This is a genomic window from Thalassovita aquimarina (genome assembly GCF_018219815.1).
GTDB classification, from domain to species: domain Bacteria; phylum Pseudomonadota; class Alphaproteobacteria; order Rhodobacterales; family Rhodobacteraceae; genus Thalassobius; species Thalassobius aquimarinus.
In genome coordinates, this window is record NZ_JADMKU010000003.1 from 275,707 (window position 1) to 291,971 (window position 16,265).

Here is a 16,265-nt window from a genome sequence, read left to right on the forward strand (position 1 = left end):
GCAGGGATTTGACGCAGAAAGGGACCGGACGTGCCGCGTATTTCCAAGCTTGGATATCTTGTGCCGCAATTCCCGGGGCAGACCCATATCTTTTTCTGGCGCGAAATCCTGAAGATCGAGGAAGCCGGGACCGAGGTCTGCCTGTTTTCCACGCGTCCGCCGCCGCCGGGTCTGATTTCACACGCCTGGTCGCAGGCGGCGATGAACCGGACCATATACCTTGCCAGCAGGTCGATCCCGGATTTGCTGGCAACCCTGCCGCGCCTGCCCTTGGCCGAGCTTTTGCGCGATGGAGCGGGACGCGCATTCTGGCGCGACGTCCTGATTTCGCTGCCGGCGGCGCGAAAGCTGACGCAGCACTGCAAGGCGCAGGGTATCACCCATGTCCATGTCCATTCCTGCGGCCGCGCGGCGATGATCGCGGCGCTGGCGCACCGGCTGTACGGTCTCAGCTACAGCCTCAGCCTGCATGGGCCTTTGGAGGATTACGGACCGGGACAGCGTTTCAAATGGCGCGGGGCGAAATTCGCCACGGTGATCACCGAAACGCTGTTGCAGGACATCCGGCCCAAGCTGGGCGCGGCGCTTCCCGACCGGGTGGTGATCCAGCCCATGGGCGTCGATACCGACCGGTTGCGCCGCGATGCGCCCTATGATCCGCCGCGTCCGGGCGGGGTACTGCGCCTGTTCACCTGTGCGCGGCTGCATCAGGTGAAGGGGCATCTGGAGGCTTTGCAGGCCATGCGGCTGCTGCTGGACCGGGGGCTGGACGTGCGGTTGGAAATTGCTGGCGAAGACGATGTCGGCGGTGGCGGGTTCCATGCCGTGCTGGATCAGCGGATCGCGGAACTGGGCTTGCAGGATCACATGACGTTGCTGGGTGCGGTGCCGGAAGAAACCGTGCGGGACAAGCTGCTGGGCGCGCATCTTTTCGTGCTGGCGAGTTGGAGCGAACCCCTAGGAGTGGCCTATATGGAGGCGATGAGCTGCGAGGTTCCGGTGATCGGTACCGATGCCGGCGGGGTGCGCGAATTGATCAGCGACGGGCGGGACGGCGTTCTGGTGCCTCCGAAATCGCCCGAGGCCCTGGCCGATGCGATCGCGGCGCTGGCAGGCGATCCCGAGATGTGCCGCCGGTTGTCGCGGGCGGGGCGGCAAGCCATCGTCGATCGGTTCGGCGCGGGCCGGGGGGCGGATACGCTGATCCGCGAAGCGTCGCGGGAATAAGAACCTTGGATCAGCCCTTCGGCGTCACCGCATAGAGCTGGCCCGGATCGCTGTCGAATTCCAGCCGTTCCACCGACAGCATCTTCACTTCGCCTTGGGGGCCATCCGCCATCAGGAACGGCCCCATCCAGCTGAACCGGTAGTCGGTGAACGCACCGGGCAGAACGGCCGTGTCGGTGCCGTCGCCGCCATGCATCGCATCGGCGCCACCGTTGCCGATCATCCAGTCGTCGCCGCCCCGCCCGACCAGGACATCGCGCCGCGGCGTGCCCTCCACCAGGTCCTGACCGGATCGGCCGCCAAGCGACAGGCCGTTGCTGAACGCCGCGCCCGGGCGCGGATCCCAATCGGCAGGCCGTTTATGGTTATAGTGCATCAACGCGTCCCAGCGGGGATTTTGATCCCCAAGGTGGCGGCGTGCCCCCCAGCTGCCCCATTGCGACGCGTTGGCAACATCGACAAAGGCGTTGAACAGGGTGCCGCCCACCTCCGTCCATGCTGTCATCACGTCGCGGTAAAGCGCCGCCACTTCGGGGCTGTAGTTGAAGCGTTCGTAGAAAGCGGTCAGGGCTTCGTCATTGATCCAGGTGCCGTGGCCCACGACATGGGTGCCGCCCTCGTACATCACCAGATCGAGACCGTGTTCGTTGGCGACCTTGGCGTGATAGGGGAAAAGATCCTGGGTCAGTTCCCGCACCGATCCTTGCTTCAACGCCTTCAGGGTCTGTGCGATCGCTTCGTCTGTCCCGGCCCGAAGCCATTTCTTGATCCGTGGCGCGAAATCGTCGCCGCCCATCTCGTATCCGAAGTACCCGGTCACCGCGTAGGCGTCGAAATACCCTGCCGGTGGCTTGATGCCCTTTCCTTCTTGAAGCCAGAGCGGTGCCTGCAGCAAAGCCTCTTCCAACCCCGGCCATCCGGTATGGGTGGCGATCACCCGCACCAGCCGGTCCTTGGTTTCATCGCCGAAAACGTCAGTCCAGATACCGGCCACCTGCGCCGCACGCATCCCGGCGAATTGCATCCAGGCATCCTTGGCCTTGTTCCCCGGCCAGCGTTCCGCCGCCTGTTCCTGCGCCCAGCGTGTCTGTGCAAAGCCGAAATTCCACAGCTCGTTGGAATATTCGACATAGGCTTTCAGCCCCGGTTTCAGCCCCGCCCTGACCGTTTCGGCGAATTGCCGGACAAAATCGTCATCGGCCTTGTGCGGCATGTTGAACCACGGATCGGCGCCGATTTCATTCGCCAGCCGCAGCATCAGTTCCAGCGGCACGCCGCGGCGGACATAGGTGTAATCGGACAGCGCCGGGCGGTCGTCCCAGCCCACGACGGGTGAGGCGTTGGTATCCATCCAGTCCATGAACCGTACCGCGCGCAGATCGCGGATCAGGGCGATCCAGTCGGGATTGAACACCTCGCCCAGATCATGAAACGGGATGTGGTTTTCATGAATGACCCGGATGTCGCGGATCGGGTCGTCCGGGTCGATCGCGGTCAGCGACAGCGCCACCAGGCCTTCGCCGGGGGTGAAGGAAAACCAGACCTCACCGGGCTTGGATACCACATCCCTGGCCCGGCCAAGCAGTTGCAGCTTGGCCTTGCCGCGATAGGTCAGCCGGTAGCGGCCGCGAAAGTTCGCCGCCTGTTCCAGCAGGTCGGACAGGATGAAGCTTTCCAGCCGGTTGACGCCATCCGGCAGACGCAAAGGCCAGCCGTTTTCGCCAAGGTACCCTTCGGCCTGCAGCCGGTCGGCATCCCAGCCGCCCCATTGATCCGGCAGGTGGCCGATCCACGGGCGGGCGGTCTTCATCACGTCTATGAACGGGTATTCGGTCGACCAGTCGGCGATCCCGTTCAGCCCCATGGCCAGAGCCGGTATGCCGGGGACCTCAGGTGCGGCTGCGGGCACCTGTTCGGGCATGACCGATGCGGTATGTCCGCCGGACAGGGCCGCCGCGATGGCCTTGAAATTCTGCCGCACCAGCCGGTGGATCGACGCAGGCAGCTCCATCGCGTCCGGCAAACTGTCCCCGAACAGCGGGCCATAGGTGATCAGGGCGGCGAGAAAATAAAGCGTCGGCGTGCCATGCGGCGCATCGTCGGTGAAAAGGTCCCGTGCCGTCAGCCCCGACAGCGCGGTATCGTTAAGCAGGTCGGGCAGGGTCGAGGCGACCGGGATCAGCGTCAGGTCCAGATCGGGTCGGGCGTCGCGGACAGCATCTGCATAGGCTTCGTGCCAGCCGTGATGGCTGCCCTTGTTGGCTTCTAGATAGGTCCTGAACCCGGCGTCATCGGGGGGGAAGGAACGTACCTTGCCGGCCATTTCCGTCCAGCCTTCATAGATGAAGAACCGCGCTTCGGGGGTGTGCGCGGCGGCCCAGTCGAACACGTCCAGCGTCGCGCTCAGCGGGCTTTCGCCACGCGGGTTGTCACCGTCGAATTCGGCGGTCGGCGGCTGGTACTGGATGAAATTGGCCGTGTTGATCACCACCGCGTCGAAGCCGGCGGCGGCGAAGCTCTGACGTTCGGAGTTCCATGCATTGGGCAGGGTTTCGAACGACCAGTTCGGTTCGGGCGGCAGATTGGCGCTGAATTGCCGGAGGAAGCCCCAGGTGCCGTCGACGGCGAATCCCCGGCCGCGCGCCTTGGCGATTTCATGCAGCCAGTGCGGCACCGAGGTTTCCGGACTGTCGCTGAGATGCTGGATCAGGGAATTGCCGAAGAAGAACACCTTGAAATCGCTGTCCTGTTGCGCCCGCAGCGGCGCGGCGATGAGCAGGAAAAGCAGGCTGAAAAGGGGGGCAAGTCTCATCCGGTGTGGTGTCCCGTGTTGTCGTGGCCGTCGAACGGGGCCGGTTTGTCGTCGCGTTTGCCGAGCACCCAGTCATAGACTGCCAAGACCTGTCCGGCTTTTCTATCCCAGGTGAAGTATTCTTCGGCCCGCGCACGGGCGTTTTCGCCCATTACGGTCAGTGGCGCGGGGGCGTCGGCAAGTTCTGTCAGCTTGGCGCGGAACCTTTGCACGATCTCATCGCGGCTGCCGATCGGTATCTTGAAGCCGGTTTCCCGTGTCACCAGTTCCGCCGGCCCGGCGTAATCGACGATCAGCGGCACCAGCCCGAGCGCCATCGCCTCCAGCACCACGCCGCCGCCGAATTCACGCACCGAGGGGAAAGCAAGCAGCCGTGACCGGGTCGCCACGTCCTGCACCTGTTGGTGGTCCAGCCAGCCGTGGAATGTGACGGCATCCTCGCTTTCGTGGCTCTGGACGAAAAACTTCAGTTCCGGCATCAGTGGCCCGTCGCCGATCAGGTCAAGATGCAGCTTGCCCGCTTGCAGCAACGGCAGGGCGGACTGCAGCAGCATGTCGGGCCCCTTGTATGGGACCAGACGACCGATGAAACAGGCGCGCAAAGGAGTGGCCGTCGTGGTGGCGCGGGCGTTGAACCGGGCCGGGTCGATGGCGTTTTCGGGGATATAGATCGTCTTGGCCTGGAACCGGGCGGGGATTTCCGACCGGGTGTGGCGCGATCCGACGATGATCGCGGAGGCGTGTCGCAGCATCGCCCGCCGCCCCGGCAGCAGCTTGTAAGCCGCGCGCAGGTAGGACAGCCATTCGCGTTCCCGCCGCCGTTCGGCATCGAAGCCCTTCGGCCAAGGCACTCCGCCATTCAGGGGGCCGACGACGAAGGGTATGCCAGCGCGGGCGCATTTGCGGGCGAGCGGGCTGGAAATCGTCGGGCTGAGCGGGGTGACGCGGTGCACCACATCGTAGAACCCCAGCCGCAACAACGGGCCGAACCGTTTCCAGATCAGGCGCTCGAAATAGGGATAGGACAGCGCGTTGATCAGCTGCAGCGCGGTCCATCCCTTGCCTTCGCCCATCCGCAACAGCTTGCCCAGCGACCAGAGCGGCCGGGCGATCGCCTCGGAATCCACGGCGGTGAAATCGCGCCCCTCGACCAGACCCGCGCGCAGGAAGGCGTCGCGGTTGCGAATCTGGGTGACGATATGGATATCGACCCGCCGGCCGATGGCGCGGGCCAGCGACCAGCCCACCAGCGGCACGCTGACCCATTCGGGGTTGGCAGCCTCGGCAATAATCAGAACGCGCAGGGGGCGTTGGGTGGGGCGGCGGTCGGGCGTCATGGCTACATCAAGCTTTGCAGTGTCATCTTCGGCGCCTTGTGTTCGACCGTCCCTTTTTCCGCATAGCCCAGCAGCGCTCCGGCCAGCAGCCAGGTTATCGGCGTCAATGTCGCGTTGGGCAGGAGGTCCAGGACGTTGATCGCGAGAATCAGGCACATACCTCCAACATAGCTGGGAATGATCGCCGTCGGGTCGGCGCGGAATTTTGTCCAGACCAGGAAGATCGGCGCGGTCAGCAGCAGGAACTGCGCGAAAAACCCGGCCCAGCCGTAGACGCCGAAGGTGATGACCCACAGCCCGTCGGTCACCGTTTCGGTCCGACCCGTGACCGGGTCCAGGATGTGGTTGCGGCCCCAGCTGCCCCAGCCAAAGAGCGGACGTTCCAAGGCGTGTTCCAGCAGCACGTTTTCGTTCTCGAGGCGGAACCGAAGCGATCCGGCGCGTTCCTCGTCGATCTTTTCGGCCTGTTGCACGATGGCTTCTTCCGGCACCAGATCGACGGTTTTCAATGTCGGATAGGCGATGGCAAGCACGACCAGAACCATCGCGATCCGGATCTGCAGCCCGTTCGGAATGAACAGCAGCAGCGGCAGCAGAAACAGCGCATAAAGGATCGATCCGACCGATTTGCAAAGAACCAGAACCACCGCCATGTAGATCATGGCGAGCATCAGCATGCCCTTCCTGCCGCCCTGTTCCGCGCGGAACAGGATGGTGATCGAGGTCAGGGTGATCAGGGCGAAAAACGCCACCCACAACCCGTGATACAGGAACACGATGGGCCGGAACCCGCCATAGCGCACCATCTGTTCGAAACTGTGCTGGAAGTAGCCGTAAATCCAAACATTCAGTTGCGGGCTCAGCCGGACCTCCAGCAACATCGGCAGGGAATAGACCAGACCGGCAATGACAAGCGCGTAGAGCAGGTCTTTCAGGTCCTGTTCGCCGGTCATGAAGGCGCGGGCCAGCAGCATCGGCGCAGCCAGCAGGAATTGATTCAAGATCAGCGAAACGATGTCCTTGATGCCCATGCCGGGCAGGCCGACCTGGCCATAGAAGACCGGGTCGAGGTTGGTCAGCCCGGTCAGGATCGGAACGAAGATGAAGACCAGCAATGCACCGGCGGCCAGCTTGCTTTCGGGGATCAGCCGCAGCTTGCCGCGAAACATCACCAGGCAGATCAGAACCACCGACAGGCTGGGCAGGGTTTCCTTTGTCAGCGGCGGAACCAGCGGGAAATCGAAGGCGGCGGGTTGTGGCGGCAGGAACAGGTAGGCAACGATCAGGCTTGCCAGCAGGGCGCGCCAGGCGGACAGGCTGCGAAACAGTCCGACCGATACCAGCGGCCACAGCGCCAGAACCAGCAATGCAAAAGTGTTTGGCATTCAGCGCCTGTTCGTTCCCTTGGGTCCGACGTCACATTCTGACCCAGTTTCTTTCATATCAATTACGCGATCCGTTTATAGTCACGTTAGGGCATAATGATGGCGTTGCCGCGGTTTTTAAGAAAGATTTCGCATTTTCCGCTGTGTTACCATCAGGATGCCGCTTTAGACATGATTGACAGACCCTGTTCAGACAAAGCCCGGTGACCTTGGAAAATCTTGCCCCGAAACGCCCGATCAGGATCGCATATCTCTGCGATGCCGATCCGCGCGACCGGAACCTGTATTCGGGGGGCAACGCCCGGATTTTCGACGCGCTTGGCACGCGGTTCGACGATATCCATGTCCTGCCGCTGGGCTGGGGATGGGCCGAACCGCTGCGCCGGTTGGTTCTGAGGATGCCGGAACCGATCATCCTGCGGGCCAAGTGGCGGCTGCACCTGCTGTTTTCACGGTTCATCGCAAGGGCGGTGGCGAAAGAGCTGAAACGGCAGCAGTTCGACGTTCTGTTCTGCGCCTACAGCTTCCATTCGCTGTACCGGCTGAAACTGCCCTACCAGATCACCACCGTCTTCACCTCGGACGCGACGCCGACGGTTTACAAGAATTCCGAGGTCGGGCAGGCGTTCGACAACTTGTTCAGCCTGTCGCGCCGCTTCGATCCCCTGATCCGGCGGGCCGAGTCGGAGGTCTTGCGAAGCACGGAACTGCTGCTGTGGCCGTCGGACTGGCTGAAGGCGGAAACCGAAAGCTGGTTCGGGCTCGATCCGTCGCACGGGCAGGTGGTGCCCTGGGGAGCGAATATTCCCGATCCCGGAACGGGCAGGGAGGCGCCACGGATCGAGGCGGGCCAGCCGGTGCGGATACTGCTGGTGGGGCGCGATTGGTTTGCCAAGGGTGGGCCGGTCACAGCGGAGGCGGTGCAGCTGCTGCGTGACAGCGGGGTCGATGCCCGGTTGACCGTGGTGGGTTGCACCCCGCCCGAAACCGGTTTGGGTGAGGCGCTGACCGTTTACCCGTCGCTGGACAAGTCGATCCCCGAGGAGCTGGCCCTGTTCCAGGATCAGTATCGGCAGGCGCATTTCATGATGATGCCGTCCTTCGAATCCTACGGTTTCGCGTTCTGCGAAGCCTCGGCCTTCGGGTTGCCGTCGCTCTGTCGCAAGGTGGGCGGGGTGCCGGTGCGCGACGGCGTGAACGGGTTTGCCCTGCCGCCCGATGCCGGGCCGCAGGCCTTTGCCGATGTCGTGCGGGATCATATCGCGGCGCCGGAACGCTATGACGCGCTCAGGGCGTCGACCCGGCGCGAATACGAACAGCGCCTGAACTGGGACGCCTGGGCGGAAACCACCGCGGAGCTGATCGAGGCGGCGGTGAAAAATCGCGGCGCGTAGCTGGTCCGGTTACCGGCCAGTCGCGGCCAGCACCACCGAAACGGTCGCCAGTATGAGCTTGATATCGGTCACCAGCGACTGGTCACGGTGATAGGCGGCGTCGAAACCGGCGCGTTCGCTGAAGCTGCTTTCGTTGCGGACCGAGGTCTGCCAGTAACCGGTGATGCCGGGGCGCATGTCGTAATACTCGGTGCCGGGGTACAGCACGCGCTGTTCGCACATCATCGGGCGCGGGCCGACCAGTGACATCTCGCCCTTGAGCACATTCCAGAGCTGCGGCAATTCATCCAGCGAGGTGCGGCGGATGAAACGGCCGAAACGGGTGATCCGGGGGTCGTTGCTCAGTTTCTGATTGTGGTCCCATTCGCGGCGGGCTTCGGGGTTCTGCTGCAGGTGATGTTCCAGCGCGTCGTCGGCATTGTGGATCATGCTGCGCAGTTTCCACATCCGGAACACGCGGCCGTCGCGGCCGACCCGCATCTGGGCGTAGAAGGGCGATTTTCCGTCCATCGCGATGATCGTTGCAAGAACAACAACCACAAGTGCAACGGACGGGGCCATCAGGAACACCAGGGCGAGGTCCAGGACACGTTTGCCGATCGAACGGTACAGCTTGACCGGCGCGCGTTTGGTCAGGGTGTTTGCCGGGACCATCGTCGCCATATCGATCTTGGCAGTGTCCATGACCGCATTAACTTGCATGTTCATCGCGTACCCTCCCCAGGGTCGTCAGAGCATCGGGCGTGGTCCTGCCATTTCAGCGGCGTGCAAATACCCATCCCATTGCCGTAGGCGTGGCAACGAGCGACATGACCAAATTGTATTTCTGGACCGCGGGCAGTTAGGCAGCGCCTGCCCGGCAGCAAGTTTTTGGAGCTCAATTCGCTGCCGCACCTCTTTCCCAGAGGCTTCTGCACTCTTCAAATTCGAGTGGAGTTTGGCGAAAAATTTCCGCGAATTTGAACCAATCAGTAAGGCCTTTTATGCCCAGCAAACCGAATTCAGTCAACGAGATCAGGGCATTTGCAACTCAGGGGAGACCTTAGGCGGAAAGTACTGGTATTCGCCTTATTGTCCTGTTTTGCGGTGTGTTTCGGCCTGTGGCCTTCGCTTGGTTCAGAAACGTATTGCGCTTTGTGACGGCCTCTTGTTGCCGGCTCAAATCCGATGAATGACTAAAAAATTGACGCTCTGTGCGTCGTAACTGTCGCGTAATTGGGGGCAATATGGCGCGTTATAAAGCAATTGATGAAGGTGCATGTACAGTAGCACTCCTTTCAGGTTTGGCTTTCGTTCCCGTCTGTTTTGCCCGGCGAAGGCGAAATATTGACGGGAAATGTCAAAACCACCGGTCGCGTCGCATGTTTCCGAAGGGACGGGGGCAACCGGACTAACCGTTTGGTATGGCCAAAAGGCGGACAAGATAATGACACATTTGGTTAAAAAACAACTCTAAGTCGATGTAAGTTGATAAACAGTGGGCTTAATTTCATTAGATTGTCCGAAATGTGGGGCTGAATTTCTCGAAAGGTGATTCGAAAAACATCCAAAAGTGTAGATTTTGGGGCCGAAATCAGGCCTGATTCGCTCCGACTGCCTATATGTGGCGGAAATGTGGCAGGCTTGCCCAATTGCGGCGCCGCCAGCGGGGAGGGGGCTGTTGATGCCGCCGCTCCGCAACGGGATGCGCCCGCGCCGGGGCGGGGCGCATCGCGACCGGCAGACCCCGCTGCACTCAGGCGCGTTCCAGGCCCCGACGCAATTCGTAGTCGGTGACGGCGTTGTCGAAATCTTCCTGCTCGACCTCGGCGGCGCGGGTGTAGTGGTCGACGACCCAATCGCCCATCGCCACGCGCAGCATCTTCGAGTCGCGGAAGATCGTGGTCGCCTCGCGCAGGCTGCGCGGCACCTCGGGTACGTCGTCGCGTTCATAGACGTCCCCGGTGATCGGCGGGGCCAGGTCCAGGCCTTCCTCGATCCCGGCCAGCCCAGCGGCCAGAAGTGCCGCGGTCGCAAGGTAGGGGTTCAGGTCCGATCCGCCGATCCGGCATTCGATCCGCACCGATTTCGATCCCTCGCCGCAAAGCCGGAAACCGGCGGTACGGTTGTCCACCGACCAGGAGGTTTTGGTAGGCGCGAAGCTGCCTTTCTGGAACCGCTTGTAGCTGTTCACATAGGGCGCCAGGAACAGTGTGATGTCACGGGCATACTTGATCTGACCGGCGACATAGCTGCGCATCAAATCGGACATCCCGTGTTTGGCATCCGCATCATAGAAGGCGTTCGTCCCGTTACGCCAAAGCGACTGGTGAACGTGGCTTGCCGATCCGACCCGGTCGGCGCGCCACTTGGCCAGAAAACTGGCAGCATGGCCGTTTTGCCATGCGATTTCCTTGGTGGCATGCTTCGCGATCGAATGGTGGTCGGCCGTTTTCAGCGCGGTGCTGTACTTGATGTTCAGTTCCTGTTGGCCGGCCTCGGCTTCGCCCTTGGAATTTTCCACCGGGATGCCGGCGGCAAAAAGGTGATTGCGCACCGGGCGCATGATCGCCTCTTCCTTGGTGGTCTGGAAGATGTGGTAGTCTTCGTTGTAGCCGGAAATCGGGGTCAGATCGCGAAACTCGGAATCGGTGATGTCCTGGAAACTTTGTGCGAACAGGAAAAATTCCAGTTCGGTCGCGGTAAAGGGCGTCAGGCCCATCGCCTCGGCCCTGGCGATCTGTTTCTTCAGCACCGTGCGCGGGGCGTGTTCGACCTCTTCATGGCTTTGGTGGTCCAGCAGGTCGCACAGCACCATCGCGGTGCCCTCCAGCCACGGCACCGGCCGGATCGTGCCAAGGTCGGGCTTCATGATGTAATCACCGTACCCTGCCGCCCAACTGGTCGCGGCATAGCCATCGGGCGTCGCCATTTCCATGTCGGTGGCCAGCATGTAATTGCAGCAATGGGTTTCTTCCCAGGCGTCGTCAATGAAGTGCTGGGCATGGAAGCGCTTGCCCATCAGGCGGCCCTGCATGTCGATCGTGCAGACCAGAACGGTGTCGATGTCGGCATCCGCCACGGCAGTTTTCAGTTCGTCGAATGTCATCAGGCCTGTCATTCCGGGGTCCTCGCCTTTTGTCTTATGTCGCGGTCCGGGGCAAAGCGCGGGCGCGGCGGCCTGCGCTGTCGGCCCGGGGCCGCGATTTCGTGGCAAGACTTTCCCAAGGGTCATGGGGTGTCAATCCGGACCGGGTGTAATTTGATCAAAAAATTCGGATTGACGAATTTTCGCGTCACCTGGACCGAATCCGGAATGAAACCGGGGGCGCTTAAGGCTTCCCTGTCGCCCGTTTATATGCGTCGCGCGACCGCATCGCCTTGGCATAGGCGGTCAGCTTTTCGGGCGCTGCGGGGAATTTCGCGGCGAAGGCCCAATTCAGGCAGTTGGTCAGTATGATGTCGGCGATGGTCATCTTGTCGCCCATCACGAAGGGTCCGACGAACCGGTCGGCGATATGGCCGATATTGCGTTCGTATTCCCATTTCAGACTATCGATGACGGCAGGCACCCGGCGGTTTTCGGGATGGATGATCTTGTGCCGCGTCGCCATCCACAAAACGGCGTCAAGCTCATCGATGATCTGATGTGTCGCCGCATCCTGCCGCGCCCGTTCGATCGTTCCGGCGGGATAGGTCAGTTGCCCGTGCTTGTCGGCCAGATAGGTCATGATCGCGGTGGAATCGGTGATCACCTGCCCATCGATACGCAATGCGGGGACCTTGCCCGAGGGGTTGCAGTCCAGCGCTTCGGGCGAATGCGGCTTGGCGGGGATGTTGGTATAGGCCTCGCCCATTTCTTCCAGCATCCACAGAACCCGAAAAGCGCGGCTCGATGGATGACCAATCACTTCATACATGCCATTTCCTCCCTGTTGGGAATCAGCAGACCGCAAATCGGCCGGGAAATCCACCCGGACGCTTCGTTGCATTCAACGCCGCGCCAGCATCGCCAGGCGGATCAGCATCCGTTCGACCAGCGCCATCGCCGGGGCGCGTTGCCCGGCGGACCGCAGTTGCAGGTCGGTGTCGGTCAGCAGCGTTAGCGCGGTTTCCAGTTTCGGCGCGCCCCAGGCTTGGGCCTGCCGGATCATCCGGTCGCGGCGCGGGCCATAGATCGGGGGCCGCATCCGCGCCACGCCCTGCGCTGCGCCGCCGGGATCCGCGGCGGCGGCATAGAGCGTACGGAAATGCCGGGTCGCGTTGATGCACAGGCTGACCGCGTTGACGCCCTGCGCCTGCAGCTTGTTCAGGATCGGGCCGATCTCGGCCGTTCGTGCCTCGGCCACGATGTTCAGGATGTCATCCAGCGCGGCCTCGGACGTGGCGGGGGCGCAGGCGGCGACATCGTCGGAACTGGCCGGGTCGGGATCGTTCAGCTTGTAGAGCGCCAGTTTTTCCAGCGTCTGGCGGAAATCGCCCGGCGACAATTCGCGCGACAGGGTGGTAAGGTCGGTCATCGCCTGCGGATCGACTTGCGTCAGGCCGGACCGGGCCAGTTCGGCCTCGATTTCCTCGCGCGTTGGCGGATCGTCATACAGGCCCACCGCATAGGCGTTGGGATGGTTTTCGAACAGCTTGCGCAGTTTCGAACTGGCCTTGAGCTGCCCGGCGGTCACGATCACCTGGGCGTCGCCATCGGACCAGTCCTGCAGCGCGTTGGCAATGGCCGGGGCGCTGGCATCGGTCGCGTTTTCCACGAAGGCCACGCGCGGGCCGGGGAAGAAGCTGATCGATTTGACCGCGTCCAGCAGCATCGCCGGATCCTTGCGCAGTTCGCCGCCGGGGATGCGGGTCAGGCGCATTTCCTCTTCGCCGTTGGGGCCCAGAAGCGCCTCGATCACTTCCTGCCGTTTCAGCGCCACCCGCATCGCGTCGGCGCTGTAGATCAGCATCCCGGTCCGCGACGGATCGGGTTTGGCGAAATAGCGATTGGCGTCGCGGCTGGTCAGTTTCATGGGGTCAGCCCCGGCGATGCGGCGATCAACCGGGTCACGATCTGATCGGCGAGAATCTTCGCCAGCCTTTCATGCGCATCACGTTCGGCGGCCAGCGTCGCCACCGTGGTGCCGGTGGCGGAATAGCCGGTAAACTGATCGACGCTTCCCTGCGCCATCACCGCGCCTGAGCCGGCATCGGTCAGCGTGTATTGCGCACGGCCCACGAGGTTGAAGCGCGTGGTGATGTTGGTGGCTGAAATCGCCATCCGTTCTTCGCGGATGTCGAGCGTGTAGCTGAGCGCATAGCGCGTGACCGCTGGCCGCCCCAGCCGGGTTTCGATTTCCCGCACGAGGATCTGTTCGTCACGGGTTTTCGGCGCCTCCACCGCGATGGTGCCCAGCAGCGCCTTGCCCGCCCCGTCGGTGCCATAGACCGGCGCGAAGCCGCAGCCCGTCAGGGCCGCGGCTGCAAGTGTCAGAAGAAAATGTCTACGGTCAGACAACCACATTCACGATCCGTCCCGGAACCACGATCAGCTTTTTCGGCTGGCCCCCGTCGAGGGCCTTCACCACAGCTTCGTGTTCCAGAACCAGCTTTTCAACCTCTTCTTTGGCCATGTCCTTGGCCACGCTGATTTCCGCACGGCGCTTGCCGTTGATCTGGATCGGCATGGTGACGGTTTCATCGACCATCATCTTTTCATCCGCCACCGGCCATGCGGCCTTCGCGATCAGGTCTTCGCCGCCCAGAATCCGCCAGCATTCCTCGGCCAGGTGCGGGGTCATCGGCGACATCAGCTGTGCCAGGGTCTTGGCCGCTTCTTTCTTCGCAGCGGCACCCGCCTTGGATTTCGCCAAGGTGTTGGTGAAGCCGTAGAGCTTCGCGATCGAGGTGTTGAAGCCGAAGCTGTCGACGCCGACGGTCACTTCGTGAATCGCCTTGTGCATCGCGCGCAGCAGCGCTTCGTCTTCCTTGGCGTTGTCTGCGGCATCGCTGGCTGCGATTTCGGAACAGATGCGGTAAACGCGGGCCAGGTGCTTGCTGGCTGCCTCGGCGCCCGATGCGGTCCATTCCACGTCGCGTTCCGGCGGGCTGTCGGACAGCACGAACCAGCGCGCGGTGTCGGCGCCGTATTGTTCGATGATCTGCACCGGGTCGACCACGTTGTTTTTAGACTTCGACATCTTGGCCGAAGGGATGATTTCCACCTCGGTCCCGTCCTTCAGGAATCCCTTGCCGTCGCGCAGTTCCACGTCTTCGGGATAGTGATAGACCGGACGGCCATCGGCGCCCTTGGTCTGGTAGATCGCGTGGGTCACCATGCCTTGGGTGAACAGCGCGTTGAACGGTTCCTTCGATTTCTCCGGCAGGTGGCCGCAGATATGCATCGCGCGCGCGAAGAAGCGCGAATAGAGCAGGTGCAGGATCGCGTGTTCGATCCCGCCGATATACTGGTCGACATTCATCCAGTATTCAGTTTCGGCCGGATCGGTGGGCGTTTCGGCATGCGGTGCGGTGAAACGGGCGTAATACCAGGACGAATCGACAAACGTGTCCATCGTGTCGGTTTCGCGCTTGGCCGGGGCGCCGCATTTCGGGCATTCGCAATCGCGCCATGTCGGGTGCCGGTCAAGCGGGTTTCCGGGAATGTCGAAGCTGACATCGTCGGGCAGTTTGACCGGCAGGTTTTCTTTCTTCTCGGGCACCACGCCGCAGGCGTCGCAATGCACCACCGGGATCGGACAGCCCCAGTAGCGTTGACGGCTGAGGCCCCAGTCACGCAGGCGGAACTTGGTCACGCCCTGGCCGATGCCCTTGGATTCGCAGAAATCGACGGCGGCGTTGACTGCATCGTCGCCGGTCTGGATTTCCTCGCCGGCGAAGCCCTTCACGTAACGCACCTTTTCGGTTTTCAGCGGTACGTATGCGGCGTCTTCGGGATACTCGCCCTCGACCGGCTCGAAGGTCGGGATGATCGGCAGGCCGTACTTGGTGGCGAATTCGAAATCGCGTTCGTCATGGGCCGGGCAGCCGAAGACCGCGCCGGTGCCGTAATCCATCAGGATGAAGTTGGCGATATAGACGGGCAGTTCCCAGCTGTCGTCGAACGGGTGGCGCACCCGCAGCCCGGTGTCGAAGCCCAGCTTTTCCGCCTTTTCCAGCGCTTCCTCGGTGGTGCCGCCCTTGCGCGCCTCGGCGCAGAAGGCGGCGACGTCTTCACGCTCGCGCTCCAGCGTCTTGGCCAGCGGGTGATCGGGGGAAATGCCGACGAAGGACGCGCCCATCAGAGTGTCGGGACGGGTGGTGTAAACCTCGACCCGGTCGGCGCCATGCGGGCCGTCGATCAGCGAAAAGGCGAATTGCAACCCGCGCGATTTGCCGATCCAGTTGGCCTGCATCAGCTTCACCTTGGCCGGCCAGTCGTCCAGCGCGTCCAGCGCGTCGAGCAGTTCTTCGGAGAAATCGGAGATCTTGAAGAACCATTGGGTCAGTTCACGGCGTTCCACTTCGGCGCCCGAACGCCAGCCCTTGCCGTCGATCACCTGTTCGTTGGCCAGAACGGTCATGTCGACCGGGTCCCAGTTCACCACCGCGTTCTTGCGATAGACCAGCCCTTTTTCGATGAAGTCGATGAACATCGATTGCTGCTGACCGTAATATTCCGGGTCGCAGGTGGCGAACATGCGCGACCAGTCGAGCCCGAATCCCAGCGGCTTCATCTGCGCGACCATCGTGTCGATGTTGGAATAGGTCCAGTCCTTGGGATGACCGCCCGATGCCATCGCCGCGTTTTCGGCGGGCATCCCGAAGGCGTCGAAGCCCATCGGGTGCAGCACGTTGTGGCCGGTCGAAATCTTGTAGCGCGCGATCACGTCGCCCATCGTGTAGTTGCGCACATGCCCGATATGGATGCGGCCCGACGGATAGGGGAACATTTCCAGCACGTAGTACTTCGGCTTGTCCGCGCTGCGCACGGCTTTGAAGATTTCGGCCTTTTCCCAGGCCTCTTGCCACTTGCCTTCGATTTCGGCGGCCGAATAGCGGGTCATGTCGTATTCCTTGGCTTTGAGCATCGCATCGTCGCAACGGGTGATATGCGGGCTTTATCTTGCGGTCCAGTGGGTAACCG

Annotated in this window: 11 protein-coding genes; 2 read left to right on the top strand and 9 right to left on the bottom strand. The window is 62.3% G+C overall.

Features of this window, described 5'->3' with window-relative positions; all coding sequences use genetic code 11:
- Positions 1 to 30: 30 nt before the first annotated feature.
- Positions 31 to 1,227, top strand: a complete 1,197-nt coding sequence (epsE, locus tag IT775_RS05460) for an exopolysaccharide biosynthesis GT4 family glycosyltransferase EpsE (protein ID WP_212700076.1) — start codon at positions 31 to 33, stop codon at positions 1,225 to 1,227.
- Positions 1,228 to 1,237: 10 nt separating this feature from the next.
- Here the strand turns inward: epsE and IT775_RS05465 are convergent, their stop codons facing one another.
- The 3 genes from IT775_RS05465 to IT775_RS05475 are packed head-to-tail and all read right to left on the bottom strand — an operon-like array spanning position 1,238 to position 6,761.
- On the bottom strand, positions 1,238 to 4,039 hold the full coding sequence (locus tag IT775_RS05465) for a calcium-binding protein (RefSeq protein WP_212700077.1): 2,802 nt from the start codon (positions 4,037 to 4,039) through the stop codon (positions 1,238 to 1,240).
- On the bottom strand, positions 4,036 to 5,376 hold the full coding sequence (locus IT775_RS05470) for a glycosyltransferase family 4 protein (protein WP_212700078.1): 1,341 nt from the start codon (positions 5,374 to 5,376) through the stop codon (positions 4,036 to 4,038). The genes IT775_RS05465 and IT775_RS05470 overlap by 4 nt, the downstream gene beginning before the upstream one ends.
- 2 nt (positions 5,377 to 5,378) lie before the next feature.
- Positions 5,379 to 6,761, bottom strand: coding sequence for a hypothetical protein (locus IT775_RS05475; protein ID WP_212700079.1), 1,383 nt, complete (start codon positions 6,759 to 6,761; stop codon positions 5,379 to 5,381).
- A 209-nt stretch (positions 6,762 to 6,970) separates the two neighbouring features.
- Between IT775_RS05475 and IT775_RS05480 the strand changes: the two genes are divergently transcribed.
- Positions 6,971 to 8,155, top strand: a complete 1,185-nt coding sequence (locus IT775_RS05480; protein ID WP_218958548.1) for a glycosyltransferase family 4 protein — start codon at positions 6,971 to 6,973, stop codon at positions 8,153 to 8,155.
- A 9-nt stretch (positions 8,156 to 8,164) separates the two neighbouring features.
- On the opposite strand, the gene IT775_RS05485 is transcribed toward IT775_RS05480, so the two are convergent.
- The 6 genes from IT775_RS05485 to leuS form a co-directional block, all read right to left on the bottom strand.
- Positions 8,165 to 8,809, bottom strand: a complete 645-nt coding sequence (locus IT775_RS05485; protein WP_281414342.1) for a sugar transferase — start codon at positions 8,807 to 8,809, stop codon at positions 8,165 to 8,167.
- 1,081 nt (positions 8,810 to 9,890) lie between these two features.
- Positions 9,891 to 11,255 (bottom strand): glutamine synthetase family protein, encoded by a 1,365-nt coding sequence (locus IT775_RS05490; RefSeq protein ID WP_212700081.1) that lies wholly within the window; start codon positions 11,253 to 11,255, stop codon positions 9,891 to 9,893.
- 211 nt (positions 11,256 to 11,466) lie between these two features.
- The gene (locus IT775_RS05495; RefSeq protein ID WP_212700082.1) at positions 11,467 to 12,054 is read right to left on the bottom strand and encodes a glutathione S-transferase family protein; all 588 of its coding nucleotides are present in this window, start codon (positions 12,052 to 12,054) and stop codon (positions 11,467 to 11,469) included.
- Between the two features lie 72 nt (positions 12,055 to 12,126).
- Entirely contained in the window at positions 12,127 to 13,152 is a 1,026-nt protein-coding gene (holA, locus tag IT775_RS05500; RefSeq protein ID WP_212700083.1) for a DNA polymerase III subunit delta, read from the bottom strand.
- Positions 13,149 to 13,643: an LPS assembly lipoprotein LptE gene (lptE, locus tag IT775_RS05505; RefSeq protein ID WP_212700084.1), complete on the bottom strand. Its 495-nt coding sequence runs from the start codon at positions 13,641 to 13,643 to the stop codon at positions 13,149 to 13,151. The genes holA and lptE overlap by 4 nt, the downstream gene beginning before the upstream one ends.
- Positions 13,630 to 16,185 (bottom strand): leucine--tRNA ligase, encoded by a 2,556-nt coding sequence (gene leuS / locus IT775_RS05510; RefSeq protein ID WP_212700085.1) that lies wholly within the window; start codon positions 16,183 to 16,185, stop codon positions 13,630 to 13,632. The genes lptE and leuS overlap by 14 nt, the downstream gene beginning before the upstream one ends.
- Positions 16,186 to 16,265 lie beyond the last annotated feature (80 nt).

Bases quoted from the DNA above. Each gene is read 5' to 3' on its own strand.
- leuS (WP_212700085.1), bottom strand. From the start codon at position 16,185: ATGACCCGCTATTCGGCCGCCGAAATCGAAGGCAAGTGGCAAGAGGCC.
- IT775_RS05465 (WP_212700077.1), bottom strand. From the start codon at position 4,039: ATGAGACTTGCCCCCCTTTTCAGCCTGCTTTTCCTGCTCATCGCCGCG.
- lptE (WP_212700084.1), bottom strand. From the start codon at position 13,643: ATGTGGTTGTCTGACCGTAGACATTTTCTTCTGACACTTGCAGCCGCG.
- IT775_RS05495 (WP_212700082.1), bottom strand. From the start codon at position 12,054: ATGTATGAAGTGATTGGTCATCCATCGAGCCGCGCTTTTCGGGTTCTG.
- IT775_RS05475 (WP_212700079.1), bottom strand. From the start codon at position 6,761: ATGCCAAACACTTTTGCATTGCTGGTTCTGGCGCTGTGGCCGCTGGTA.
- IT775_RS05470 (WP_212700078.1), bottom strand. From the start codon at position 5,376: ATGACGCCCGACCGCCGCCCCACCCAACGCCCCCTGCGCGTTCTGATT.
- holA (WP_212700083.1), bottom strand. From the start codon at position 13,152: ATGAAACTGACCAGCCGCGACGCCAATCGCTATTTCGCCAAACCCGAT.
- IT775_RS05490 (WP_212700081.1), bottom strand. From the start codon at position 11,255: ATGACAGGCCTGATGACATTCGACGAACTGAAAACTGCCGTGGCGGAT.
- IT775_RS05485 (WP_281414342.1), bottom strand. From the start codon at position 8,809: ATGGTCCCGGCAAACACCCTGACCAAACGCGCGCCGGTCAAGCTGTAC.